21 protein-coding genes are annotated in these 24,505 nt (G+C 61.9%); 10 read left to right on the forward strand and 11 right to left on the reverse strand.

Going from position 1 to position 24,505, the window contains the following annotated elements; translation table 11 throughout:
* The first annotated feature begins 73 nt into the window (after positions 1–73).
* Both obgE and proB read left to right on the forward strand, forming a co-directional pair.
* Positions 74–1,102 (forward strand): GTPase ObgE, encoded by a 1,029-nt coding sequence (obgE, locus tag PAE61_RS06975; RefSeq protein ID WP_271114600.1) that lies wholly within the window; start codon positions 74–76, stop codon positions 1,100–1,102.
* Positions 1,090–2,202, forward strand: coding sequence for a glutamate 5-kinase (proB, locus tag PAE61_RS06980; RefSeq protein ID WP_271114601.1), 1,113 nt, complete (start codon positions 1,090–1,092; stop codon positions 2,200–2,202). Before obgE ends, proB begins: the two co-directional genes overlap by 13 nt.
* Before the next feature lie 98 nt (positions 2,203–2,300).
* On the opposite strand, the gene PAE61_RS06985 is transcribed toward proB, so the two are convergent.
* The 5 genes from PAE61_RS06985 to PAE61_RS07005 form a co-directional block, all read right to left on the reverse strand.
* The gene (locus PAE61_RS06985) at positions 2,301–3,125 is read right to left on the reverse strand and encodes an SDR family oxidoreductase (protein WP_271114602.1); all 825 of its coding nucleotides are present in this window, start codon (positions 3,123–3,125) and stop codon (positions 2,301–2,303) included.
* 27 nt (positions 3,126–3,152) lie between these two features.
* Complete coding sequence (locus tag PAE61_RS06990; RefSeq protein WP_271114603.1) at positions 3,153–4,175, reverse strand: zinc-dependent alcohol dehydrogenase family protein; 1,023 nt, start codon at positions 4,173–4,175, stop codon at positions 3,153–3,155.
* 25 nt (positions 4,176–4,200) lie between these two features.
* Positions 4,201–4,599, reverse strand: a complete 399-nt coding sequence (locus PAE61_RS06995) for a (R)-mandelonitrile lyase (RefSeq protein ID WP_271114604.1) — start codon at positions 4,597–4,599, stop codon at positions 4,201–4,203.
* Positions 4,600–4,899: 300 nt separating this feature from the next.
* Positions 4,900–6,738 (reverse strand): dihydroxy-acid dehydratase, encoded by a 1,839-nt coding sequence (gene ilvD, locus PAE61_RS07000; RefSeq protein ID WP_271114605.1) that lies wholly within the window; start codon positions 6,736–6,738, stop codon positions 4,900–4,902.
* A 156-nt stretch (positions 6,739–6,894) separates the two neighbouring features.
* Positions 6,895–7,641 (reverse strand): PAS domain-containing protein, encoded by a 747-nt coding sequence (locus tag PAE61_RS07005; protein WP_271114606.1) that lies wholly within the window; start codon positions 7,639–7,641, stop codon positions 6,895–6,897.
* 210 nt (positions 7,642–7,851) lie between these two features.
* Between PAE61_RS07005 and gmk the strand changes: the two genes are divergently transcribed.
* Genes gmk through ispG form a run of 4 tightly spaced genes read left to right on the forward strand, consistent with a single transcriptional unit; the run spans position 7,852 to position 11,293 of the window.
* Positions 7,852–8,496, forward strand: a complete 645-nt coding sequence (gmk, locus tag PAE61_RS07010; protein WP_271114607.1) for a guanylate kinase — start codon at positions 7,852–7,854, stop codon at positions 8,494–8,496.
* Entirely contained in the window at positions 8,480–9,001 is a 522-nt protein-coding gene (locus PAE61_RS07015) for a gamma carbonic anhydrase family protein (protein WP_271114608.1), read from the forward strand. The genes gmk and PAE61_RS07015 overlap by 17 nt, the downstream gene beginning before the upstream one ends.
* A gap of 16 nt (positions 9,002–9,017) precedes the next feature.
* Positions 9,018–10,112 (forward strand): sensor histidine kinase, encoded by a 1,095-nt coding sequence (locus PAE61_RS07020; protein WP_271114609.1) that lies wholly within the window; start codon positions 9,018–9,020, stop codon positions 10,110–10,112.
* A 53-nt stretch (positions 10,113–10,165) separates the two neighbouring features.
* Positions 10,166–11,293: a flavodoxin-dependent (E)-4-hydroxy-3-methylbut-2-enyl-diphosphate synthase gene (gene ispG, locus PAE61_RS07025; RefSeq protein ID WP_271114610.1), complete on the forward strand. Its 1,128-nt coding sequence runs from the start codon at positions 10,166–10,168 to the stop codon at positions 11,291–11,293.
* A gap of 78 nt (positions 11,294–11,371) precedes the next feature.
* Here ispG and PAE61_RS07030 read toward each other — a convergent pair whose 3' ends face one another.
* The gene (locus tag PAE61_RS07030) at positions 11,372–12,115 is read right to left on the reverse strand and encodes a DsbA family protein (protein WP_271114611.1); all 744 of its coding nucleotides are present in this window, start codon (positions 12,113–12,115) and stop codon (positions 11,372–11,374) included.
* 132 nt (positions 12,116–12,247) lie between these two features.
* On the opposite strand from PAE61_RS07030, the gene PAE61_RS07035 reads away from it, so the two are divergent.
* From PAE61_RS07035 to prfB, 4 genes are all read left to right on the forward strand, one after another.
* Positions 12,248–13,384 (forward strand): pyridoxal phosphate-dependent aminotransferase, encoded by a 1,137-nt coding sequence (locus PAE61_RS07035; RefSeq protein ID WP_271114612.1) that lies wholly within the window; start codon positions 12,248–12,250, stop codon positions 13,382–13,384.
* Positions 13,384–14,565, forward strand: a complete 1,182-nt coding sequence (locus tag PAE61_RS07040) for an N-acetylmuramoyl-L-alanine amidase (RefSeq protein WP_271114613.1) — start codon at positions 13,384–13,386, stop codon at positions 14,563–14,565. Before PAE61_RS07035 ends, PAE61_RS07040 begins: the two co-directional genes overlap by 1 nt.
* A 102-nt stretch (positions 14,566–14,667) precedes the next feature.
* Positions 14,668–17,256 carry a penicillin-binding protein 1A gene (locus PAE61_RS07045; RefSeq protein WP_271114614.1) on the forward strand — a complete coding sequence of 863 codons (2,589 nt, stop codon included), beginning with the start codon at positions 14,668–14,670 and terminating at the stop codon, positions 17,254–17,256.
* Between the two features lie 91 nt (positions 17,257–17,347).
* Positions 17,348–18,475 (forward strand): peptide chain release factor 2, encoded by a 1,128-nt coding sequence (gene prfB, locus PAE61_RS07050; RefSeq protein ID WP_271114615.1) that lies wholly within the window; start codon positions 17,348–17,350, stop codon positions 18,473–18,475.
* A 75-nt stretch (positions 18,476–18,550) separates the two neighbouring features.
* Here prfB and PAE61_RS07055 read toward each other — a convergent pair whose 3' ends face one another.
* From PAE61_RS07055 to oppB, 5 genes are read right to left on the reverse strand one after another with little or no spacing between them, the layout of a single operon-like run.
* A complete protein-coding gene (locus tag PAE61_RS07055) occupies positions 18,551–20,404 on the reverse strand; it encodes an ABC transporter ATP-binding protein (RefSeq protein WP_271114616.1) in 1,854 nt (617 codons plus the stop codon).
* Complete coding sequence (locus tag PAE61_RS07060; protein ID WP_271114617.1) at positions 20,404–21,465, reverse strand: oligopeptide/dipeptide ABC transporter ATP-binding protein; 1,062 nt, start codon at positions 21,463–21,465, stop codon at positions 20,404–20,406. The genes PAE61_RS07055 and PAE61_RS07060 overlap by 1 nt, the downstream gene beginning before the upstream one ends.
* Complete coding sequence (locus PAE61_RS07065; RefSeq protein ID WP_271114618.1) at positions 21,452–22,576, reverse strand: oligopeptide/dipeptide ABC transporter ATP-binding protein; 1,125 nt, start codon at positions 22,574–22,576, stop codon at positions 21,452–21,454. The genes PAE61_RS07060 and PAE61_RS07065 overlap by 14 nt, the downstream gene beginning before the upstream one ends.
* A gap of 1 nt (position 22,577) precedes the next feature.
* Positions 22,578–23,501, reverse strand: coding sequence for an ABC transporter permease subunit (locus tag PAE61_RS07070; RefSeq protein ID WP_271115103.1), 924 nt, complete (start codon positions 23,499–23,501; stop codon positions 22,578–22,580).
* A gap of 10 nt (positions 23,502–23,511) precedes the next feature.
* Positions 23,512–24,435 (reverse strand): oligopeptide ABC transporter permease OppB, encoded by a 924-nt coding sequence (gene oppB, locus PAE61_RS07075; protein WP_271114619.1) that lies wholly within the window; start codon positions 24,433–24,435, stop codon positions 23,512–23,514.
* Between the last annotated feature and the right edge of the window lie 70 nt (positions 24,436–24,505).

Consider the following 24,505-nt stretch of genomic DNA (forward strand, 5'->3'; position numbering starts at 1 on the left):
AGAGCAATCTGGCCGGGGCTTCCCTTGCAGCCCGCGTGTACAGCGCGTATCGCGTGACCAAAGGAGAGCCGTGATGAAATTCCTCGATCTGGCCAAGGTCTATATCCGTTCGGGTTCCGGTGGCGCGGGCAGCGTCAGCTTCCGGCGTGAGAAATATATCGAATTCGGCGGTCCCGATGGCGGCGATGGCGGGCGCGGCGGCGATGTCGTCGTGGAAGCGGTCGAGGGGCTGAATACGCTGATCGATTTCCGCTATCAGCAGCATTTCTTCGCGAAGAACGGCCAACATGGTATGGGTCGGCAGCGCACCGGCGCGGGCGGCGAGGATATCGTGCTGCGCGTTCCCGTCGGCACCGAGATCCTCGAAGAGGATCAGGAAACTGTCATCGCCGACATGACCGAGATCGGGCAGCGCGTCGTTCTGGCCCGCGGCGGCAATGGCGGTTTCGGGAATCTGCATTTCAAATCCTCGACCAACCGCGCCCCGCGCAATGCCAATCCCGGATTGCCGGGCGTTGAACGCACGATCTGGCTGCGGCTGAAGCTGATCGCGGATGGCGGTCTGGTCGGCCTGCCCAATGCGGGTAAATCGACCTTCCTTGCGGCGACCTCGAATGCACGGCCGAAAATCGCGGATTATCCCTTTACCACGCTGCATCCCAATCTGGGCGTTGTCGGCATTGACGGGCGCGAATTCGTTCTGGCCGATATTCCCGGCCTGATCGAGGGCGCATCCGAGGGCAGGGGGATCGGAGACCGGTTTCTCGGCCATATCGAACGCTGCTCGGTGCTGCTGCATCTGATCGACGCGACCTCGGATGATGTGGTTGCGGATGCGCAGACCGTCCTGACCGAGCTTGAGAATTACTCCCGGATCCTGACCGGAAAACCGCGCGTGACCGTGCTGAACAAGATCGACGCGGTCGATACGGAAAGCCTTGCCGAAAAACGCGCGGCGCTTGCTGATGCGCTTGGCGCGGATGTGATGACCATGTCGGGCGCAACCGGGCAGGGCGTGCAGGAGGTGCTTCGTGCGCTCTGGGTCGAGATCGCGCCCTCGCGTGAGGTGACGCAGAAGGAAATCGGAGAATGGCGTCCCTGAGACCTGATATCGCGACCGCGCGGCGGCTTGTTGTCAAGATCGGCTCGGCGCTTCTGGTCGGTCCTGACGGGCTGCGCGGGCAGTGGCTGCGTGCGCTGTGCGACGATGTGGCGCAATGGCGTCAGCGCGGCACGGATATGGTTCTGGTCTCGTCGGGGTCGATTGCGCTTGGGCGGCGGGTTCTCGGCCTGCCGGGCGGAGCGTTGACGCTGGAACAGGCACAGGCAGCGGCGGCGGTGGGGCAGATCAGGCTGGCCCGGGCCTATGAAGAGGCTCTGGCTCCGCATGGCGTCGCAACAGCGCAGATTCTGCTGACGCTGGAGGATACGGATGATCGTCGCCGCTATCTGAACAGCCGGGCGACGATGCAGGCATTGCTGTCCTATGGGGTGGTGCCGATCGTCAATGAAAACGATACGATTGCCACGGATGAGATCCGCTATGGCGATAATGACCGTCTGGCGGCGCAGATCGCCGTGACGGCAGGCGCCGATCAGTTGCTGCTTCTGTCGGATGTGGACGGGCTGTACACGGCCAATCCCAAGACCGACCCGGATGCGCGGCATATCCCGATTGTCGAACATATGACCGCTGAAATCGAGGCAATGGGCGGCGATCCGGTTTCGGGTCTGTCGAAGGGCGGGATGAAAACCAAGCTGATGGCGGCGCGGACGGCGGTTTCTGGGGGCTGCGCGATGGCCATTGCCGAAGGCTCGGTGATGCGACCCCTTTCGGCGGTCGCTCAGGGCGCGCGGGTGACATGGTTCCTGCCCGACGGCGATCCGCAACTGGCGCGGAAACGCTGGATCGCCGCGATGAAGCCCAGAGGAGAGATCGCAGTGGATGTCGGCGCGGCACAGGCGCTGCGGGATGGAAAATCCCTGCTGCCCGCTGGTGTGACCGGGGTTTCGGGCCGCTTTGGCCGGGGTGAGCCGGTCACGGTGGTTGGCCCCGCATCCGAGACACTGGCGCATGGTCTGATCCGCTATACTTCGGATGAGACCCGCGCCATTGCCGGGCATCGCAGCGCCGAGATCGCGGAGATATTGGGCTATGAGGGCCGGGCGGCGCTGATCCACCGCGACGATATGGTGGTGTAGCTTTACGCTACATCGCCTTACATTCAGCGCATGCTATGGTTTTGACGGCTTCGCAAAGCCGGACCCGGCCTATTCAAGTGCAAGCCCGGGTCGCGGGTTCAACTCCCCTCCGCATCATCCCCATAGAAAAAATTCGCCGTCGCACCGCCATCGATCAGGAAATCGCTGCCGGTGATATAGCCGCCCTCCGGTCCCATGATCAGCGCCGCAAGTGCCGCCACCTCATCCGGGGTGCCCGCGCGGCCAGCAGGCATTTTCCCCAGCATGTCGCGATAAAACCCCGCGCGTTCTCCGTTCAGTTCATCATGCGCCAGCGGGGTGACGATAATGCCCGGGCTGATCGCATTGACCCGCGCCTTTCGCCTGCCCCATCTTATCGCCTCGCCGCGGACCCGCAGGGAATTGCAGCGTTTCGACATCTGATATGCATGCAGCGTATCGTCGATGGCCCTGACGAAATCCAGATCCAGAAGCTCTTCCGCCGGGGCGGTGGCAAGCAATTCGTCCTGCTCTGCGGTCAAAGCAGGCATCCGATAGCCGGATTGAGACGAGATCACGATGCCGGAACCGCCTTCCCCGATGACCTCGCCGAATTCCTCCAGCAGCATCGAGGTCCCGTAAAGATCGACCTTCAGGATCGTCTCGACCGGAGCCTGAGACGGTGATACGCCCGCCGCCTGAATCAGCGCCTTCACCTCACCGATCCCGGTGGCGAGCTTCACCAGCTTTTGCACCGATCCGCGATCCGAGACATCGACGGTTGTGGCGGTATTCTCGAACCCGGCCAGTTCCAGAACCTCGGATGCGCGATCAGCGTTTTCCTGTTTCAGATCGGCCAGCACAATATGCCGACCACTGCTGACCCGTCGGGCAATTGCCTGCCCGATCGAGCCTGCACCGGTGACGACGAAGACCTCTTTCATCACTGATAACCTGTCACAGACTGGGTGTCATTCCTCGACGCGCAACATGGTCTTGATGGCGCGGCGCTCATCCATCGCCTTGTAACCCTCGGCCACCTCGGCAATCGGCAGGACAAGATCGAACACCTTGCCAGGTTCGATCTTTCCGGCAAGAACCCGGTCCATCAAATCGGGAAGGAAACGCCGGACGGGGGCCGGGCCACCCAACATGCGCTTCTGTCCGAAGAATAATTGCTGCCCGTCGAAACTGACACCATGCGGAACGCCGACATAGCCGATCGTCCCTCCGGGGCGGCAAACGCCCATTGCCTGAGTCATGGATTCCTCCATGCCGACACATTCCAGCACCGATTCCGCACCGACCCCGTTGGTCAGTTCCATGACCCGCGAGATGCCTTCATCGCCTCGTTCCTCGACAATATCGGTCGCGCCGAATTCGCGGGCCAGTTTCTGGCGGTCTGCATGGCGGGACATGGCGATGATGCGGCCTGCTCCCATCTGCGATGCGGCCAGAACACCCATCAGCCCGACCGCACCGTCACCCACGACGACAGCGGTGCCGCCCTCGCGGACCTGCGCGGCATCGGCGGCATACCAGCCTGTTCCCAGCACGTCGGATGTCGCCAGCATATGCGGAATCATCTCTGCATCCGGCATCTCATTCGTTGCGACCAGAGTACCATCGGCCAGAGGCACACGCGCATAGGGGGCCTGTGCACCGCTCATGAACTCGCGCTGCACACAAGAGGACTGGAACCCGAAATCGCAATGCGGGCAGGTATTGTCGGACAGAACGAAGCTGCCGACGACGAACTGGCCGGGTTTGATATTGCGCACTTCGCTACCGACTTCGACAACGGTGCCGCAATATTCATGCCCCATATGCGTCGGGCCGTCCTGCTCGGACAGGCCGCGATAGGGCCACAGATCCGATCCGCAGATACAGGTGGCCGACAGCTTGATGATCGCATCGGTGGGTTGGAGGATCTTCGGGTCCTCGACCTGCTCGTAACGAACATCGCCGGGACCGTGCATGACAGTCGCAAACATAATGTTTCTCCTTTATGAAAATACCCTATTCGCCGTATTCAGCGTCGGTGACATGCTCCAACCATGCGACGACATTGCCGGACCCGTCAGCCTCGGCGATGGCGATATGGCTCATCGCGCAATCCGGAGCGGCGCCGTGCCAGTGTTTTTCATCGGGCGGGAACCAGACGATATCGCCGGGGCCGATCTCTTCGACCGGGCCGCCTTCGCGCTGCACCCGACCTTTCCCGAAGGTGACGATCAGCGTCTGGCCAAGCGGATGGGTATGCCATGCGGTCCGCGCACCGGGCTCGAAGGTGACGGTGGCTCCGCTGGCGCGGGCAGGCGCTTCTGTCGCGAAGGGGGCGTCGATGCGGACAGAGCCGGTGAAATATTCCCGAGGGCCGGAGGCGGATGGCTTCGATCCGTTTTTCGTGATCCTCATTGAAAGCTCCTTTTCAATCGCGACAGCCCGGCAATCTGCGCCAGTGTGACCGGACCCTGAAATGCTTCTTCAGGACCCGTTTACTGTCCTGCAACGCCAACGCGCGGCATCGGGCTGGCGTTCCCCGCTGCGACATAGTCTCCGTATCAAAGAGAAACGTCCCGAAGCAGTATTCGTGACTTGCGGGAAAAGGTGATTTGCCGTGCCGTCGAACAGTCCACAGCCCGCCCCCCGCCGTGTCTGGGCGGAGGGGAAGGGATATGTCAGCGCAGCAAATGCCGTCGCTTCATCAGGCAGCGCTTAATCCGGCAATACCCGCACCGCGCCCTTATCGGCGCTTGCCGCGAAAGAGGCATAGGCGCGAAGTGCCGTAGTGACATTGCGCGTCCGCTTCTCGACCGGTTTCCAGCCTTTCCGGTCCTGCTCGGCACGGCGGGATTCAAGCTCTTGATCCGTGACCGCCAGATGAATGGTGCGGTTCGGAATGTCGATCTCGATCCGGTCGCCGTCCCGGACCAGTCCGATTGCGCCGCCATTCGCCGCCTCGGGTGAGCAATGGCCGATGGAAAGCCCCGATGTGCCGCCCGAGAACCGCCCATCGGTGACAAGCGCACAGGATTTGCCCAGACCTTTGGATTTCAGATAGCTGGTCGGGTACAGCATTTCCTGCATGCCCGGCCCGCCTTTCGGGCCTTCATAGCGGATGACGACGACATCGCCTTCCTTGACCTTGCCGGTCAGAATACCGCTGACCGCCGCATCCTGACTTTCATAAACAACAGCCGTGCCGGTGAATTTCAGGATGGATTCATCCACACCGGCGGTTTTCACGATGCAGCCATCCAGCGCGATATTGCCTTTCAGCACCGCCAGCCCGCCATCTGCCGAGAACGGAGAATTCACCGCCCGGATCACACCGCCCTGACGGTCCAGATCCAGCGTCTCCCAACGTGCGTCCTGACTGAACGCAACCTGAGTCGGGATGCCGCCAGGGGCTGCGGAATAGAAGCGATGCACCGCCTCATCCTGGGTGCGCGAGATATCCCATTGGTCGATCGCGTTGCCAAGGGTCGGCGCATGCACTGTGGGGCTGTCGCGATGGATCAACCCGCCGCGATCGAGCTGACCGAGGATCGCCATGATGCCGCCGGCGCGGTGGACATCCTCCATATGCACATCCTGCTTGGCAGGCGCGACCTTGGACAGGCATGGCACCTTGCGGCTGAGCGCGTCGATATCGTCCATGTCGAAATCGATCCCGCCCTCATAGGCGGCGGCGAGGATATGCAGCACGGTATTCGTCGAGCCGCCCATCGCGATATCCAGCGACATGGCGTTCTCGAAGGCTTTCTTGTTGGCGACATTACGGGGCAGGACGCTGGTGTCTTCCTGCTCGTAATAGCGTCTCGCCAGCCCGACGATGCGCTGCCCGGCTTCCTCAAACAGGCGTTTCCGGTCGGCATGGGTGGCCAGCGTCGAGCCATTGCCCGGCAGAGACAGGCCTAGCGCCTCGGTCAGGCAGTTCATCGAGTTCGCCGTGAACATGCCCGAGCACGACCCGCAGGTCGGGCAGGCAGAGCGTTCGATGGCAGCGACATCCTCATCGCTGACATTATCGTCGGCAGCGGCAACCATCGCATCGACCAGATCCAGCGCATGCATCTTGCCGTCTTTCAGCACCACCTTTCCGGCCTCCATCGGGCCGCCGGACACGAAGATTGCCGGAATGTTCAGCCGCATCGCCGCGTTCAGCATGCCGGGCGTGATCTTGTCGCAATTCGAGATGCAGACCATCGCATCGGCGCAATGGGCGTTGACCATGTATTCGACGCTGTCGGCGATGATCTCACGCGAGGGCAGGGAATACAGCATCCCGTCATGGCCCATCGCGATGCCGTCATCCACGGCGATGGTGTTAAATTCCTTGGCGACGCCGCCTGCCTTTTCGACCTCTCGCGCGACAAGCTGGCCCAGATCCTTCAGATGGACGTGACCCGGCACGAATTGTGTGAAGCTGTTGACGATCGCGATAATCGGCTTGCCGAAATCGTCATCCTTCATGCCGGTTGCGCGCCATAATCCGCGTGCACCCGCCATATTGCGTCCATGTGTCGAGGTCCGAGAGCGATAAGCCGGCATGGTCGTTCCTTCCATTTGGCAAAGCCGGGATCGCGAGTCCCGACTGCAGCTACGGCGCATAGGCTTAACGGATTTATTTCGCGTTCACCAGAAGGGGTTTCGCATCCGGCCAATATCAATGCTGACAATTTTGCGCTGAGGTGTCGGACGTCGCGATCAGTCGGACGTATCGCGCGTGATGATGCGAAACCGTGCCCGACGCTCTTCCGGCGTTTCGTCGTCGCGCAGGGGGCGGGTCACGGGACGTTGCAGCAGCGGAGGGCGCCACGGTGTCGGGTCTTCATCGAAGCCGCTGGCATTCGGCGGAAGCGGGCGGGCCCCGTCGATCACCGGCATGATCGCATCGCCGACCAGATCGAACCGGCGCGGGGCGCGGCCGATCTGGCCGCCGCAGATAATGCATCCAAGCGCTCGCGTGACATCGCCGAGATCCGAGCGCAGCGGCAGGAACAGCATTTTCGCCGAAAGCGCCGGGCGACCATAGCCCGAGGCGGATTTCAGCGAAAGCTCGGCAATCTGAGGCCCCTTGAACACTGTTTCCAGAACATCGGAAAAGCGTCCCCGGCTGTCGGGGTTCAGCAGCGAGCAGACCGGCATTCCACGCACCTCCATCCCCATCAGATCGACAAGGTGACGCCCGGCCAGACGAAATCTTGCGGCACCCGGCGCGATCCGCTCAAGGATGAAGGCATAATCCAGTGCGCCGCGAATACCCTGCGGCTCGACATCTGCGCGATCCGGCACGGCGCGTCCCTTGCGCAGCCCGTCCCAATAGCCCCGCAGATCGCTGAGGATCCTGTCAGGATCCAGTCCCGAGGCCAGTACAAGGCGAAGTTTCTCGACGGAATGCGCTGCGTCGTCCCGGTCCTCTGCCGGATTCTTTTCGTCAATATCGTCACTCATCACATCTTACCTGCTATACCCGCAGGCAGCCATTCGCCAAACGACCCGCCCGCGCGATGTGCCGGTGACGAGAATTTGCCTGCCCGCGCAGCAACATAACCCGATAGTCGCCAAGTTCAGAATGATTTCTTTACCGTTGGTTAAGCCGAAAGGCTTGATTCTCGGGCGGTCAGACAGGAAAAGGCGCGGAAAACCAAATTTGGGGGCCGTATGGACCGGACCGGGCTTTTGATCATTCTGTCGTCGCCATCCGGTGCCGGTAAGTCCACTCTGGCGCGGCGGCTGACGGAATGGGACCCCAGCCTGTCATTCTCGGTGTCCGCAACGACGCGAGCGCCGCGCCCGTCCGAGATTGACGGCGAGCATTATCATTTCATGGACCGCGACGCCTTCAGGCACATGGTCGATTCCGGGCAGATGCTGGAACATGCCGAGGTATTCGGCAATTTCTACGGCTCTCCGCGCGAGCCGGTCGAACGGGCGATGGAGGCCGGTCTCGATACGATCTTCGATGTCGACTGGCAGGGCGGACAGCAGATCCGCAACTCGGCATTGTCCCCTCATGTCGTCAGCATCTTCATCCTGCCGCCTTCATTGCCGGAACTGGAGCGTCGGCTTGTCGCCCGGGGACAGGACTCGGCCGAGGTGATTGCCGGGCGCATGGCCAAAAGCCGTGACGAGATCTCGCATTGGGCGGAATATGACTATGTGCTGATCAATGACGATCTGGACGCGACATTCGGCAGACTGAAAGCCATATTGACCGCCGAAAGACTGCGCCGCGAACGCCGCAAAGGGCTTCGCGGTTTTGTAAAGGACCTGATGGAAGGAGGGGCAGATGATCTGGGAACTTGATGGGGTGGCACCAGAGATTGCCGCGGATGCGTGGATCGCTCCGGATGCCCAGATCATTGGCCGGGTGGTGATCGAACCCGGTGCCAGCATCTGGTGGGGGGCCGTGCTGCGCGGCGATAATGAGGAAATCCGCGTCGGGGCGGGCTCGAATGTGCAGGATCTGTGCTGTCTGCATACCGATCCCGGCTTTCCGCTTGAGATCGGCAGGAATGTGACCGTCGGGCATCGCGCGATGCTTCATGGCTGCCGCATCGGTGAGGGCAGCCTGATCGGGATGGGCGCGACGATCCTGAACGGCGCATCGGTCGGGCAGGGGACGCTGATCGGTGCTACGGCCCTTGTGACTGAGGGCAAGGAAATCCCGGGCGGGGTGCTGGTCATGGGGGCTCCGGGCCGGGTCGTGCGGGATATGGAAGAAGCCGACCGCGCAAATCTGCTGGAATCAGCAAAACGGTATCAGCAGAACGCGCAGCGTTTTCACGCCGGGCTGAAGCGGCTGGATTAGGCGGGGACGGCGCAAGTTGAACCAGACCGATCTTCACGACGTGATCGCCGCGCTGCCGGTGGCCGTGCTTGCCGTCGATGGTCAGGCCCGCGTCGTTGCTGCGAATGCTGCGGCGAATGCGCTTCTCGGCGATCATCTGACCGACCGGCCTTTTGTGACCGTGCTGCGTCACCCTGTGGTCGTGCAGGCGGTGGATTCGATGATCGATCCGGCCCGGGTCATGCCGCCCGTTCCCGATCCCAGCCTTGCCGCAGTGGAATCCGGGGGCTATCGCAACCGTGTCATCATCTCGGCCCGCGGGCGGGATATTCCTGTCGAGATCACTGTCTCGGGGCTTCCGGGCCGCGAAGGGGCGCTTGTCGTGATCGAGGACAGCTCCGGCATCGAAGAGGCCGAACAGCTTCGCCGAGATTTCGTAGCGAATGTCAGCCACGAATTGCGGACGCCTCTGACCGCGATGATGGGGTTCATCGAAACGCTGCGCGGTCCGGCCCGCGACGATCCCTCGGCGCGGGACAAGTTTCTTGCGATCATGGAGGCCGAAACCGGGCGAATGAACCGGCTGGTGCTGGATCTTTTATCGCTGAGCCGTGTCGAATCAGAGGAACGCAGGCGTCCCGCCGAGGCGGTAGATCTGGGCATTCTGGTGCGCAGCGTGGTTGCCACTCTGGCGCCCCAAGCCGCCGGGCAGGGGGTTTCGATCTCGGTCGAGGGGCCGGATTCCGAGGCAATCGTCTCTGGCGATCCAGACCAGTTGACGCAGGTTTTTCATAATCTTGTCGAGAATGCCGTGAAATATGGCGGTTCCGGCGGCGAGGTGACGCTGCGCCTTGAGAGGCTGGCACGAGAGCCGACGCTGCGCGGCCCGGCCCATGCCGTTTCGGTGATCGACCGGGGCGAGGGGATCGAATCCATTCACCTGCCCCGCCTGACCGAGCGTTTCTACCGCGTCGACAGCCACCGCTCGCGCCAGCAGGGAGGCACCGGGTTGGGGCTGGCCATCGTCAAGCATATCGTCAGCCGACATCGCGGAAAGCTGCGTATCGAATCGGAAAAAGGGCAGGGCTCTCGCTTTATCGTGATCCTGCCGGTCCGCCCCGACCGCCGCTGAGCTTGCCCGCCGGCTGCCGAGGCATTATCTGAGGGGCAGCAAAGGGGGCTAAGATGAGCCATAATCCGATCCGCCCGTGGCGCGACATCGAACGGCGCAAATCCCGCAAGATCATGGTCGGCAATGTGCCGGTTGGCGGCGACGCGCCGATCAGCGTCCAGACCATGACCAATACGGACGGCCATGATGTCCGCGCGACGCTGGATCAGGTGATCCGTGCTGCCGATGCCGGTGCGGATATTGTGCGGATCTCGGCCCCCGATCAGGAAACCACCCATGCGCTGAAGGAAATCTGCCGCGAAAGCCCGGTGCCGATCGTCGCGGATATCCATTTCCACTATAAACGTGCCATCGAGGCGGCAGAGGCGGGCGCGGCCTGTCTGCGCATCAATCCGGGCAATATCGGCAAGGCCGACCGCGTGGCCGAGGTTGTCCGCGCGGCAAGGGATCATGGCTGCTCGATCCGGATCGGGGTGAATGCCGGTTCGCTGGAAAAGCATCTGCTGGAAAAATATGGCGAGCCATGCCCCGATGCGATGGTGGAATCCGGCATGGATCATATCAAGATCCTTCAGGACCATGATTTTCATGAGTTCAAGATCAGCGTGAAAGCATCCGATGTGTTCATGGCCGCAGCGGCCTATCAGCAACTTGCCGAGGCCACCGACGCGCCGATCCATCTGGGCATTACCGAGGCGGGGGGGCTGCGCGGCGGCACGGTGAAATCCGCCATCGGTCTGGGCAATCTTCTCTGGGCCGGGATCGGGGATACGATCCGCGTCAGCCTCTCCGCCGATCCGGTGGAAGAGGTGAAGGTCGGCTTCGAGATCCTGAAATCTCTGGGCCTGCGCACGCGCGGCGTCCAGATCATTTCCTGCCCCTCATGCGCTCGTCAGGGGTTCGACGTGATAAAGACGGTGGAAACGCTGGAAGAACGGTTGGAGCATATCAAGACCCCGATGAGCCTCTCGATCATCGGTTGCGTGGTGAACGGGCCGGGCGAGGCCTTGATGACGGATATCGGTTTTACCGGCGGCGGCGCGGGCTCCGGCATGGTCTATATGGCCGGGCGGCAGGATCACAAAATGTCGAATGAGCAGATGATCGACCATATTGTCGAACTGGTCGAGGAACGTGCCGAAAAGATCGAGGCCGCGAAGATCTCTGAAGCGGCGGAGTGATCCCGACCGCAGGGATTATGGGTATTTGGATGAAGAAGAAGCGGGTCCGGTCCGGGGCCCGCTTTTCTGTCTGTCGGGTCAGCTTTCCGATTCAGCGCGGACATCCTCGATCACCTGAAGGATGCCGGTCCGGGGAAAGCCGCGCAGCAGCGTGTCGCCGATGATGAAGCTGGGCGTGCCGGAAATATTCAGCGCCTGCGCAAGCTGTGCATTCTGATACAGTACATCGGTAACCGCGTCCGAGTTCATTGCGTCGATGATTGCGTCCGTGTCGAAGCCCATATCCTCGGAAATGGTTTTCAGCCCTTCAACCGTGACATTGCCGCGCATCGTATAGAAATGATCATGGACCTGCTTATAGGCATCGTCGCCTTGGATCTGCTTGACCGCGATCGCGAAGCGGGCGGCGAGTTCGCTTTCTTCCCCGAGAACAGGGAAGTCCTTCAGGATTATCTTTATGTTTTCGTCATTTGCGGCGGCTTTCTCGACATAAGGAAAGGCCTGACGGCAGACGCCGCAGCGATAATCTATGAATTCGACAAGGGTAACATCGCCGTCGGGATTGCCGCCTGTCCAGCTATAGCCGTCATTGTAAATCTGCTCGCTGAGTTGCGAGATCATGGCGGCGTCGTTTTCGGCTTCCTCGGCCATGCGGCGCTGTTCGAGCGCATTCATTGCCTCGATCAGGACTTCCGGGTTCTCCATGAGATATTCACGCACCGCGGCGCCGAAGGCTTCTTTCTCGCTGCCGGTCATTGCGTCCAGTTCAACGGCAATGGCGGGCGTGGCTGTCAGCAGCAGCGCGGCGATCAGCTTTTTCATGGTTCAATCCCTTTCGATTCCGGCAGGACAGTGGAGGCAAAACCACCCGAATACAAGCAAAGCCTGCGTGAGCGGCTTGACCCGGCAGCGGCGGCGGGGGCATAGACTTGGGAAAAAACGACAGAGGCGCAGATGCGGCAGTCACAGCGGGGTCAGGTCGATCCCTTCATCGTCATGGATGTGATGGAATCTGCGCGGCGGCTTGAAGCGCAGGGCCGGTTGGTCATTCACATGGAGGTCGGCCAGCCGGCGACCGGTGCGCCACGAGCCGCGCGGGAGGCGCTTCAGGCGCATCTTGATTTGCCTTTGGGCTATACGGTCGCGCTTGGCTTGCCGGAATTGCGGGCCGGGATTGCGCGCCTTTACCGCGACTGGTACGGGCTGGATCTGGATCCGGCCCGGGTGATCGTTACGCCGGGTTCCTCGGGAGCGTTCATGCTTGCCTTCTCGGCGCTGTTCGATGCCGGAGACCGTGTGGCTTTGGGCGAGCCCGGCTATCCGAGTTATCGCCAGATCATGCGTGCCATGTCGCTTCAGCCTGTGGGCATTCAGACTGAGGCGGCGAACCGCTATCAGCCGGTGCCGGATCAGATCCCGGAAGATGTGCAGGGGCTGATGCTGGCCTCGCCGGGCAACCCTTCCGGCACCATGCTTGGGCTGGACCAGTATCGCGGGCTTCTGGATCGCGCAGCCGGGGCAGGTGTCAGCGTCATCTCGGATGAGATCTATCACGGGCTGAGCTATGGCGGGCGCTGCCACTCGGCGCTTGAGGTGAGTGACGATGTCTATGTCATCAACTCATTCTCGAAATATTTCTCTATGACCGGATGGCGTGTCGGCTGGATGGTCGTGCCCGAGGATCATATCCGCACCATTGAGCGGATTGCGCAGAATATGTTCATCTGTCCGCCTCATGCCAGTCAGATCGCTGCGCTTGCAGCGCTTGACGCGGTCGAGGAATGCGAGGCGAATCTTGCCGTTTATGCCGAGAACCGGCATTTGCTGCTGAAGGCGCTGCCGCAGATCGGCTTCAGCGGGATCGCGCCGCCCGACGGGGCGTTCTATATGTATTGCGATGTCTCGGAACTGACGGATAACAGCCTCGGTTTCGCCGCTGAAATTCTTGAGAAAGCCGGGGTCGCGGTGACGCCCGGGCTGGATTTCGACCCCGTTCGGGGGCGCTCGACGCTCCGTTTTTCCTATGCGCGCAGCACGCAGGACATTGCCGAGGGCATCGCGCGGCTGACCCGTTTCATGGCGGATCGCTGATGCGGTTGCTGGTGCTTTTGCTGATGCTTTGGGCGCTGCCGGCAATGGCTCAGGATGCTGTTCGGCTTGATTCTGCGGCATCCTTTGCGCGGGCCGATGGCGATAGCGTAACCCTTCAGCTTCAGCTTTCACAGGCCGCGCCCTACCGGATTACGCTTCTGGACATGCCGACGCGGGTGGTTCTGGATATTCGCGGGCTGGAATTGTCGGGTACTGACCTTGCAACCATGCCCGGAGCCGATCTTTTCGCGGATATTCGCAGCGGCGGATTCAGGCCGGGATGGTCCCGGCTGGTTCTGGAAACGCGTGAGCCCTATCGCGTGGCGCAGGCTGCTCAGCAGACCGGACCCGGCGAGGCCGTTATCCGTATCGGCCTGCAGCCGGTCTCGGCCGAGGACTATGACGGGGCGGTGAATGCCATGTCGGCGTTGTGGGATCTGCCGCTGCCGACGACTCCGGTGGTGGATCCCTCACGGCCTCAGCCTTTCCGGATCGCCATTGACCCGGGGCATGGCGGGATAGATTCTGGAGCGGTCGAAGCGGGGCTGCGGGAAGCCGATCTGATGCTGGCATTTTCCCACGAACTGACGGAAAAACTGATCCGGGCCGGGTTCGAGGTGGTGCTGACTCGCCGCAAGGATGTCTTTGTCGGTCTGGAGGCGCGGATGACCGAGGCCCGCGCCGCCAATGCCGATCTGCTGATTTCGCTTCATGCCGATGCGCTGCCGGACGGGCAGGCTACGGGTGCCACGATCTTTACCTGGAACACCCAGGCGGATGACAGGGCATCGCAGCAATTGGCGGCTCGGCATGATCGTGCCGATCTGGTGGCGGGGCTGGATCTGGAAGGGACGGATGACCAAATCGCGGAAACGCTGATGGATATGGCTCGCGCAGATACTCAGCCGCGATCCGAGGCTTTCGCCCGGTCGCTTTCGGCGCGAATGCGGCAGGCGGGTGTCGCGCTGCATCGCCAACCCGTCAAAGGAGCGGCGTTCAGCGTTTTGAAATCGCCGGATATTCCTTCCGTGCTGATCGAACTGGGATTTCTGACAGACCCGAGCGACCGGGCAAACCTGACCGATCCGGCATGGCGGGCGCGGATGTCGCAGGCGATTGCGGATGCGGCGACGGACTGGCTTGTAAATGACGGCCAGCAGGCAGAGCTTCGGCGGCATTAGGCTCAGGACCGGGCGCGGAAATCCCGGATTTCACCCAAGCTTGTTTTGACCTCACAGCCCCGCAGGTTTAAGAAGCCGCATAATTTTACAAGAGGCAGGTCAGTGATCCGTTTCATCCTTTCCTTTTTCGGGTCTATTTTCTCGCTGATCGTGACCGGCTTGCTGTTCGGCATGCTGATCCTTGGCGGAATTTTCTGGGCCTATGGGCGCGACCTGCCCAGTCATGAACAGCTCAGCCAGTATGCTCCGAAAACGATCAGCCGGGTCTATTCCGGTGAGGGTCGCCTGATCGACGAATTCGCGCAGGAGCGTCGCATCTATGTCCCGGGCGAGGAAATCCCGGATCTGGTGAAGCAGGCCTTTATCTCGGCCGAGGACAAGAATTTCTATGTCCATCGGGGCTATGATATGGGCGGGATCATGGCGGCGGCGCGTGATGCGGTGGTCTCGCGCGGTGAGAATGTGCGCGGTGCCTCGACCATTACCCAGCAGGTGATGAAGAACTTCCTGCTGTCCTCGGATCGGAGCGTGGAACGCAAGGTCAAGGAGCTGATTCTCGCGACACGGCTGGAAAATACGCTGACCAAGGACCAGATCCTTGAGCTTTATCTGAACGAGATTTTCCTAGGTCAGAACAGCTATGGGGTCGCGGCGGCAGCGCAGACCTATTTCAACAAGACCCTGTCAGAGCTTGCGCCGCATGAAGCTGCGACGCTGGCCGCCATGCCGCAGGCGCCGGGGCGATATCATCCCGTCCGCGCAAAGGATCGCGTGACCGAGCGGCGGAATTATGTGCTGCGCGAAATGTGGCAGAACGGCTATATCGACGAAGCGACGATGATCGCGGAATCCGCAAAGCCGCTGCGGTCGGTGCAGAACGGCGATTTCAAGCCCTTCTCTGAAAAGCTGCCGCCACGAGACTACTTCACCGATGAAATCCGCCGTCAGCTTTCCGAAGAATTCGGCGAGGACGAATTCTTCGGTGGCGGGCTGACCATCCGCGCCACGGTTGAACCTCATATGCAGGATGTGGCGTCGGGTGCGCTGCGTGACGCGCTGGAAACCTATGACCGCAACCGGGGCATCTGGCACGGGGTGATCGAGACGATCCCCGCGGAGAGCCTTGGCAGTCAGGCGGATTGGCGGGAAGCGCTGTACGCCGTGCGCGAGGCGCCGCGTGACGTGCCGGGCTGGATGCCTGCCGTCATTCTGGCCATCAACGATGCGGGCGACGCCCGGATCGGGATCGAAGGGATCGAGGAAGACGATGACGGCCACTGGGTACCGGCGCGGGATGCGCAATGGGCCCGCCCGCGCCGCGAGGATGGCTCGCTTGGACCGCGTGCCGGGAATGTAGGCGATCTTGCCCCGGTCGGGTCGGTGGTGATGGTCCGGGCGATGACCGACGACAATACCGGCGAGTTCCTTCGCTGGACCCTGCGTCAGGTGCCCGAGGTGCAGGGCGGCTTCATGGCGATGGACGTCAATACCGGCCGCGTGCTGGCGATGCAGGGCGGTTTTTCCTATCAGTCCTCGGTGTTCAACCGTGCGACGCAGGCGATGCGTCAGCCCGGCTCCAGCTTCAAGCCCTTCGTTTATGCGGCGGCGCTCGATAACGGCTATACCCCCTCGACCATCGTCGTGGATGAGGAAATCGCCATCAACACGCCCGAAGGCATGTGGCGGCCGAAAAACGCCTCGAACCGGACCTATGGCCCGACGCCTCTGCGCACCGGGATCGAGCAGTCGCGGAACCTGATGACGATCCGGGTGGCGCAGGATATCGGCATGAATACCGTCGCCGATTACGCCGAGCGGTTCGGGGTTTACGATCAGGACCAGATGCGGCCTTTCCTGGCCAATTCTCTGGGGGCGCAGGAAACCACGCTTTATCGGATGGTGGCGGCCTATGCGATGTTCGCCAATGGCGGTGAGCGGGTCGAGCCGACTCTGGTGGACCGGGTTCAGGACCGCCGCGGCCGCACCGTCTATCGCCACGATCAGCGCGATTGCGTCGGCTGTACGCAGAATGCCCTGCCAGCCGGCACTGCCCCTGAAATCGACACCAACCGCGAACGCGTGATGGATGCCGTCACCGCCTATCAGCTGACCTCGATGATGGAGGGCGTGGTCAAGCGCGGTTCGGGAAAGGGCGTCAATCTGCCTGTGCCGATCGCGGGCAAGACCGGGACCACGAACGACGCGAAGGATGTCTGGTTCATCGGGTTTTCGTCGAATATCGTCGCGGGCTGCTATCTGGGCTATGACCAGCCGCGCACGCTTGGCAGCGATGCCTATGGCGGGACGCTGTGCGTGCCGGTGTTCAATGCCTTCATGCGGCAGGCCGTGCAGGAATATGGCGGCAGCCAGTTCAAGGTGCCCGAGGGCGGTTACTTCGTGAAGATCGACCGGTTCACCGGCGCACGGCTTCCCGCAGATGCCACCGGAGACAACGTCATCTCGGAATTCTTCCGCGAGGGCACGGACCGCAATACCGGCATGGATTATATCGATGGCGGGTTCGAGGCGCGGATCATGCCCAAGGTTGAGGGCATTCCTCTGACGCTGAAAGAACTGCCGCAAACCAGCAGCGGCAGCACCGCCAAATCGGTCACGACCTCTTCGGGTCAGCAAAGGGTGATCCCGCAAAAGGCCGATTTCGGGACGATTTCATCCGGCGGGCTTTACTGAACATCACCGCGACGACATGATCCGGCCGCCCTTGTGAGGGCGGCTTTCACGGGTTATCTGACCAAACACCCGATCAGGAAGGACATATCCCATGCGCGCCGAAACTGCTGCCACCGTCGATGCAATCCGCAAATCCCTGCGGCTGCTGGCGCAGCGCATGGATTGGGAAACTGCGCCGCACCGGCTGGAAGAGTTGAACGCCATGATCGAGGATGGCGATCTGTGGAACGATCCGGCCCGTGCGCAAAAGCTGATGCGCGACCGGCAGGCGCTGTCCGACGCGGTCGAGGGCTATCGCCGGATCGAGGGCGATCTGGAAGCCAATGCCGAAATGGTCGAACTGGCCGAGGCCGAGGGCGACGCGGATCTGGTCGCCGAGGCTGAGGGCAATCTGAAGAAACTGGCCGAGGAAGCTGCCCAGAAAGAACTTGAGGCGCTTCTGAACGGCGAGGCGGATGGCAATGACACGTTCCTTGAAATCAACGCCGGGGCGGGTGGTACGGAAAGCTGTGACTGGGCCTCAATGCTGGCGCGGATGTATGTGCGTTGGGCCGAGAAGAAGGGCTATGACGTTGAACTGATTTCAGAATCCGCAGGGGAAGAGGCAGGCATTCGTTCGGCCGCCTATCGCATCTCGGGGCGTAACGCCTATGGCTGGCTAAAGACCGAATCCGGCGTGCACCGGCTGGTGCGGATCTCGCCCTATGACAGCTCGGCGCGGCGGCATACCTCTTTCAGCTCGGTCTGGGTCTATCCGGTGGTGGACGACAATATCGAAATCAACGTGCCGGACAGCGATATCCGCATCGACACCTACCGTTCATCCGGCGCGGGCGGTCAGCACGTCAACACCACCGACTCGGCGGTGCGGATCACGCACCTGCCGACCGGGATCGTGGTCACCAGTTCGATGAAGTCGCAGCACCAGAACCGCGAAGCGGCGATGAATGCCCTGAAAGCAAGGCTTTATCAGCAAGAACTCGACCGCCGCAATGCCGAGATCAACGCGCAGCACGACGCCAAGGGCGATGCCGGATGGGGCAACCAGATCCGGTCCTATGTGCTGCATCCCTATCAGATGGTGAAGGATCTGCGCACCTCGCATGAGACCTCGGACACGCAGGGCGTTCTGGACGGGGACCTTGATGCGTTCATGGCGGCGACGTTGGCGCTGGATGTCTCGGGCAAGAGCCGGGCGGAGGCGACCGCCGAGGATTGAGCCCGCACGGCGCGTACACCGGCTGTGCGCATGACTGACTGATATGCAGGGCCGCTGATTTCAGCCGGTCGGGCCTTACCGATACCCCGCCGCCTGCAACTCGAACAACTCGCGATAGCGGCCTTCGGACTGCATCAGTTCCGCATGGGTCCCCTCGGCCTCGACCCGGCCATTTTCCAGAACCAGAATCCGGTCGGCCATGCGGACCGAGCTGAAACGATGCGAGATCAGCACGGCGGTTTTGCCGGTTGACAGTTCCTTGAACCGCTCAAAGACCTGAAATTCCGAGCGGGCGTCAAGCGCGGCGGTCGGCTCATCGAGGATCAGGACCTGAGCCTGACGCATATAGGCGCGGGCAATCGCCAGTTTCTGCCACTCACCCCCCGACAGGTCGATGCCAGAGGCGAAGCGCTTGCCGATCATCTGGTCGTAACCGGCGGGCAGGCGGGCGATCACCTCATCGGCCATCGCGCTGCTGGCGGCGGCCTCGATCCGGGGGCGGTCGTCGCGGGCGCTGATGCGGCCCACGGCGATATTATCGGCGGCGCTCATGGAATAGCGGACGAAATCCTGGAAGATCACGCCGACCGCGGCACGCAGACTGTCCAGATCATAGTCGCGCAGATCCCGGCCATCCAGAAGGATACGGCCCTCATCCGGGTCATAAAGCCGAGATAGCAGCTTGACCAATGTCGTCTTCCCGGCACCGTTTTCGCCGACAAGGGCCAGCGTTTCCCCGGCATTCAGCGTAAAGGACAAATCGCGCACCGCCCATTTCGAGGCACCCGGATAGCGGAAACCGACCTTTTCGAAGGTGAAGCCGTGGCGGATCGGCGCGGGGACCGGGGCGGCACCCGGGGCCGAAACGATCTCGGGTTCGACGGCAAAGAAATCGAACAGATCCTCAAGATACAGCGCTTGCGCGGCGGTGGTCGAAAAACTGGTCAGCAACCCGTTCAGCAATGAGCGCAGACGCTGGAAAGATCCGGCGAGGAAGGTCAGATCGCCAAGGCTCAGCGCTCCCGCCAATGTCGCGCCGACGATCCAGATATAGGCGGCGTAATAGCCCAGAGTACCGATGGCGGTGAAAATCAGACCCCAAAAGGCGCGGGCCTGCGCGATCTGGCGGCGCTCGCGATAGAATTTTTCCGACAGGATGCGATACCGCTCGGCAAGGAAGCCGTGAAGGTCGAAGATCTTGACCTCTTTCGCGGTATCGGGCCAGCTTGCGACCTGACGGATATAGTCCAGTTCGCGCCGCTCGGGGGTGCGGCCATAATCCAACGTATAGTTGCGGGCGTTGAAATGCGCCTCGCCCAGAAAGGCGGGGATCAGCGTGACCAGCAGCAGGACGACCAGCCACGGGTTATAGGCGATCAGCCCCCCGGCGAAGGTGGCGACGGTCACCATGTCCTGCAATTGCCCGAAGATCAGCCCCATCAGCGACATGCGCCCCGAAGCCTGCCGCCGCGCCCGGTCTAGCTTGTCCTGAAAGGCCGCGTCCTCGAAATCCTCCAGATCCAAGGCGGCGGCATGCTCCATCAGATCCATTGTCATCGAGATGGTCAGCCGCTCGGCCAGAAGCGAGTCGATCAGCGCCACCAGCCGGCCCAACAGATCCGAGACGATGGCAAGGCCGAATTCCGCCGCCAGCAGCAACATCAGATGATCGGTCAGACCGGATGAGAACCACTCGCCGATGGTGGCGGGACCGTCGAGCGCGATCAGGCGGACGACCTCATCGATGATCAGCTTGCCGATCCACAGCGAGGTGACCGGCACGACCGCGCGAAGCAGGCGCAGCGCCAATGTAGCCAGAGTCAGCGCCGGGGCCGCTTTCCAGACCATGCGCAGAAAGGGCGGGATGTTCTTCATCGCCGCCCAACGGGCTGCAAAGCTTTTCGGCGGCTCCTTGGGCGGTGGCGGCATCAGGCGGGCTCTGTCATCCGATGATTTGGTTTCGCCTCAAACGCCGTGGCAAGCGCGATCTCTTTCTGGGTGAGCGGGCCGGGGAAATGGCAGGCGGTCAGATGGGTTGCCTCTCCGGCAAGGGCAGGCTGGGTCTGCGCACAGGCGGGCAGCTCTCGCGGGCAGCGGGTGCGGAAGACGCAGCCCGAGGGCGGAGACATGGGCGAGGGCAGGTCTCCGGCCAGAGGGATGATGGTCTTGTTGCGCTCCAGCACGGGATCGGGAACCGGGACCGCTGACAGAAGCGCCTGCGTGTAAGGGTGCTGGGGATCGGCATAGAGCGACCCGGCCTCGGCGATTTCCATGACCCGGCCCAGATACATGACCAGCACGCGGTCGGAGATATGTTTCACCACCGACAGATCATGGGCGATGAAGATCAGCGCAAGGCCCAGTTCGCGCTGAAGAACGGCCAGAAGATTGATGACCTGCGCCTGAATCGACACATCCAGCGCCGAGACCGGTTCATCGCAAATGATCAGCTTCGGCTCGACGATCAGGGCGCGGGCGATGCCGATACGCTGGCACTGGCCGCCCGAGAATTCATGCGGATAGCGGTTGATCTGGTTGGGCAGCAGGCCCACCCGCTCCATGTTCATCTTGACGCGGCGGCGGACCTCATCGCGGCTGAGGCCGGGATGATGGGTGCGCAGTGGCTCGGCAATGATCTGGCCGACGGTCATGCGCGGGTTCAGCGAGGCGAGCGGGTCCTGAAACACCATCTGGATATCGCTGCGATAGCGCATCATCTGGCGCGGGCTGAGACCGATCAGGTTGATGCCGTCCTGCCATTTTGCGGTGCCGGTGGCCGGGACCAGCCCGATCAACGCCCGGGCAAGGGTGGATTTACCCGACCCGGATTCGCCGACAATGCCCAGGGTTTCGCCGGGATTGAGGGTGAAATCCACACCGCCCACGGCATGAAGCAGGCGCGGCGGCGTCCAGGGCATGTCGCCTTCGCGCCGGATCGGGAAGGTGACGCGCAGATCTCGCACGTCCAAAAGCGGCTCAGCGTTGGTCATCGGGCAGCTCCTGCGGGGGTCCGGCGGTGGCGGGGCCGACAGAGATCCCGTCGGTGATTTCGGCATCCGGTCCGGGCGTGGACAGATTGCCGGTTTCGTCGGCGGCGGGCTCGACCGGAAGATCCTGATGCGCGGCCGGTCCGGCGCGGACGATATCTGGATCGACGTGGCAGGCGCGGGTCCGTCCGGGGGCGAATTCGGTCAGCTTTGAGCGGGTTGCGACGCAGTCTTCAAGGGCGAAATCGCAGCGCGGGGCGAAGGCGCAGCCCGGCGGCGGGTTCGACATATTGGGCGGGCTGCCGGGAATGGCGGACAGCTTGGCGCCTTTCTGATCGACGCGCGGAATCGCCGCCAGAAGCCCCTTGGTATAGGGATGGGTCGGATCGGCGAAGATCGCATTGGTCGGCGCCTCTTCGCGGATGCGGCCGCCATACATGACCATGACCTCCTCGCAAGAGCCGGCGACGACGCCGAGATCATGGGTGATCAGCATCAGCGCCATGCCGAATTCGTCGCGCAGATCTTTGAGCAGAGTCATGATCTGCGCCTGAACCGTCACATCCAGCGCGGTGGTCGGCTCATCCGCGATCAGCACATCCGGCTGGCACAGCAGCGCCATCGCGATCATCACGCGCTGCCGCATCCCGCCCGAGAACTCATGCGGGTAAAGCCGCGCCCGGCCTCTGGCGTCGGGGATACGCACCGCGTCCAGCATGCGGATCGATTCCTGCACCGCCACGCCTTTCGACAGGCCGTGATGCAGGACCAGAACTTCGGCCATCTGATCCGCCACGCGCATATAGGGGTTCAGCGAGGTCATCGGGTCCTGAAAGATCATCGCGATATGCTCGGCGCGGATCCTGTTGATGATCTTCGGCTTTGCGTTCAGGATTTCCTGCCCGTCGAATGTGACGCTGCCCGTGGCGCGTCCGTTCTTGGCCAGCAGCCCCATGATCGCGAAGGAAAGCTGCGATTTTCCCGAACCGGATTCGCCCACCACGCCAAGCGTCTGGCCGCGATCCAGCGACAGGTTGATGCCGTTGACGGCGTGGACCTCACCATCATTGGTGGTGAAGCTGACATTCAGATCCTTTACCTCCAGAAGTGCCATATCAGCGGTCCTTCGGATCAAGCGCATCGCGCAGCCCGTCGCCGATGAAGAACAGCGCGAACAGCGTGACGCAGAAAAAACCAAGCGGGAAACCAAGCTGCCAGATCGTGCCATAGCGCATCGTTCCGGCTCCTTCCGAGATCAGCGCCCCCCATGAGGTCAGCGGTTCCTGCACGCCGAGGCCGAGGAAGCTGATGAAGCTTTCGGTCAGGATCATCAGTGGCACCAGCAGCGTGGCATAGACCGCGACGACACCCAGCAGGTTCGGCACGATATGGCGGATGATGATCTTCCATGTCGGCACACCGGTCGCCCGCGCCGCCTCGATGAATTCGCGGTTCTTCAGCGTCAGGGTCTGGCCGCGCACGATGCGCGACATCTCCAGCCATGAAATCAGCCCGATGCCGAGAAACAGCATCTCCAGCCGCCGTCCGAAGATCACCAGAAGCAGGATCAGCACGAACATATAGGGGATGGACAGCAGGATATCGACAAGGCGCATCATCACCTGATCGGTGCGCCCGCCGATATAGCCCGAGGTCGCGCCATAGAGCGTGCCGACCACCACCGCGACCAATGCGCCGACCGTGCCGACCATCAGCGAAATCCGCGTGCCCATCACCGTGCGGGCATAGATGTCGCGACCCAGATCGTCCGTGCCGAAATAATGCCCGTTCTCAAGCGAGGGCGCGCCCTGCGTCGCGGCAGATCCCATGACCATGAAGTCGATGGAGTCGTATTCCCACTCTGCCACCATCAGCCCGAAAATCGCGAAGAGGATGATCAGCACCAGCACGATCAGCGCGACCATCGCTGCCTTGTTCTTAAGAAAACGCTTGCGGGCATCAGCCCAAGGGCTGCGGCCGCGGACCTCTTCCGCCGCCATGTGGTCGGACATGCCCTTTATTTTATCGTTTTCGATCATGGTCATGGCGTCAATACCTGATCTTCGGGTCGATCCACGCATAGAGGATATCGACGATAAGGCTGAACAGGATCGTCAGCGCTCCGACAAGGATCGTGACCCCCATCATTACGGCGTAATCCCGGTTCAGCGCGGAATCCACGAAGCTTTTCCCGATCCCGCCGGTCGAGAAATACATGTCGATCACCACCGATCCGGTGATCATCGACACAAAGGCCGGGCCGAGATAGGAAATCACCGGCAGAAGTGCGGGTTTGAGCGCATGTTTGCGGATCACGCGGCTTTCCGGCAGGCCCTTGGCGCGGGCGGTGCGGATATGGTTGGAGCTCAGCACTTCCAGCATCGAGGACCGGGTGATCCGCGCGATTGAGGCCATATAGGATGTGCCAAGCGCGATTACCGGCATGATCCAGTAATCGGGGTTATCGAAGCTCCACCCGCCGCCGGGCAGCCAGCCGAGACTGAGCGTGAAGATCAGAACGAGGATCGGCGCCATGACGAAATTCGGCAGCACCTGCGCGCCGATGGAAATCCCGACAGCCAGATAATCCAGCCATGTATTCTGCCGGATCGCCGCCGCCGCCCCCAGACAGACGCCCACCACGACGGCAAGAATGAAGGACAGAAGCCCATAGGTCAGCGTCACCGGGAAACCGGCTGCGATGATCTCGTTCACCGTACGGTCGGGATAAACGAAGCTGGGACCGAAATCGAAATGGCGCAGAATACCCCAGACATAATCGACAATCTGCTTCCACAGCGGATCGTCCAGCCCGTATTTCGCCTCAAGATTCGCCAGAACCTGAGGGGGCAGGCCGCGTTCCTGCGTGAAGGGACCGCCAGGAGCGGCATGCATCAGCAGGAATGAAAATATGATCAGCAGCAGCAGCGTTGGGATCGCCACCGCCAGACGTCGCAAAATAAATCCGAACATCCTCTGGTTCCGTCAGGTGCCGCGAGGGCGGTAAGGGGCGCGCTTATAGGGCGCGGAGACCGGGACGGAA

It is taken from the genome of Paracoccus aerodenitrificans (genome assembly GCF_027913215.1).
Classification (GTDB): domain Bacteria; phylum Pseudomonadota; class Alphaproteobacteria; order Rhodobacterales; family Rhodobacteraceae; genus Paracoccus; species Paracoccus aerodenitrificans.

Bases quoted from the DNA above. Each gene is read 5' to 3' on its own strand.
- obgE (WP_271114600.1), top strand. From the start codon at position 74: ATGAAATTCCTCGATCTGGCCAAGGTCTATATCCGTTCGGGTTCCGGT.
- proB (WP_271114601.1), top strand. From the start codon at position 1,090: ATGGCGTCCCTGAGACCTGATATCGCGACCGCGCGGCGGCTTGTTGTC.
- PAE61_RS06985 (WP_271114602.1), bottom strand. From the start codon at position 3,125: ATGAAAGAGGTCTTCGTCGTCACCGGTGCAGGCTCGATCGGGCAGGCA.
- PAE61_RS06990 (WP_271114603.1), bottom strand. From the start codon at position 4,175: ATGTTTGCGACTGTCATGCACGGTCCCGGCGATGTTCGTTACGAGCAG.
- PAE61_RS06995 (WP_271114604.1), bottom strand. From the start codon at position 4,599: ATGAGGATCACGAAAAACGGATCGAAGCCATCCGCCTCCGGCCCTCGG.
- ilvD (WP_271114605.1), bottom strand. From the start codon at position 6,738: ATGCCGGCTTATCGCTCTCGGACCTCGACACATGGACGCAATATGGCG.
- PAE61_RS07005 (WP_271114606.1), bottom strand. From the start codon at position 7,641: ATGAGTGACGATATTGACGAAAAGAATCCGGCAGAGGACCGGGACGAC.
- gmk (WP_271114607.1), top strand. From the start codon at position 7,852: ATGGACCGGACCGGGCTTTTGATCATTCTGTCGTCGCCATCCGGTGCC.
- PAE61_RS07015 (WP_271114608.1), top strand. From the start codon at position 8,480: ATGATCTGGGAACTTGATGGGGTGGCACCAGAGATTGCCGCGGATGCG.
- ispG (WP_271114610.1), top strand. From the start codon at position 10,166: ATGAGCCATAATCCGATCCGCCCGTGGCGCGACATCGAACGGCGCAAA.
- PAE61_RS07030 (WP_271114611.1), bottom strand. From the start codon at position 12,115: ATGAAAAAGCTGATCGCCGCGCTGCTGCTGACAGCCACGCCCGCCATT.
- PAE61_RS07035 (WP_271114612.1), top strand. From the start codon at position 12,248: ATGCGGCAGTCACAGCGGGGTCAGGTCGATCCCTTCATCGTCATGGAT.
- PAE61_RS07040 (WP_271114613.1), top strand. From the start codon at position 13,384: ATGCGGTTGCTGGTGCTTTTGCTGATGCTTTGGGCGCTGCCGGCAATG.
- prfB (WP_271114615.1), top strand. From the start codon at position 17,348: ATGCGCGCCGAAACTGCTGCCACCGTCGATGCAATCCGCAAATCCCTG.
- PAE61_RS07055 (WP_271114616.1), bottom strand. From the start codon at position 20,404: ATGCCGCCACCGCCCAAGGAGCCGCCGAAAAGCTTTGCAGCCCGTTGG.
- PAE61_RS07060 (WP_271114617.1), bottom strand. From the start codon at position 21,465: ATGACCAACGCTGAGCCGCTTTTGGACGTGCGAGATCTGCGCGTCACC.
- PAE61_RS07065 (WP_271114618.1), bottom strand. From the start codon at position 22,576: ATGGCACTTCTGGAGGTAAAGGATCTGAATGTCAGCTTCACCACCAAT.
- PAE61_RS07070 (WP_271115103.1), bottom strand. From the start codon at position 23,501: ATGATCGAAAACGATAAAATAAAGGGCATGTCCGACCACATGGCGGCG.
- oppB (WP_271114619.1), bottom strand. From the start codon at position 24,435: ATGTTCGGATTTATTTTGCGACGTCTGGCGGTGGCGATCCCAACGCTG.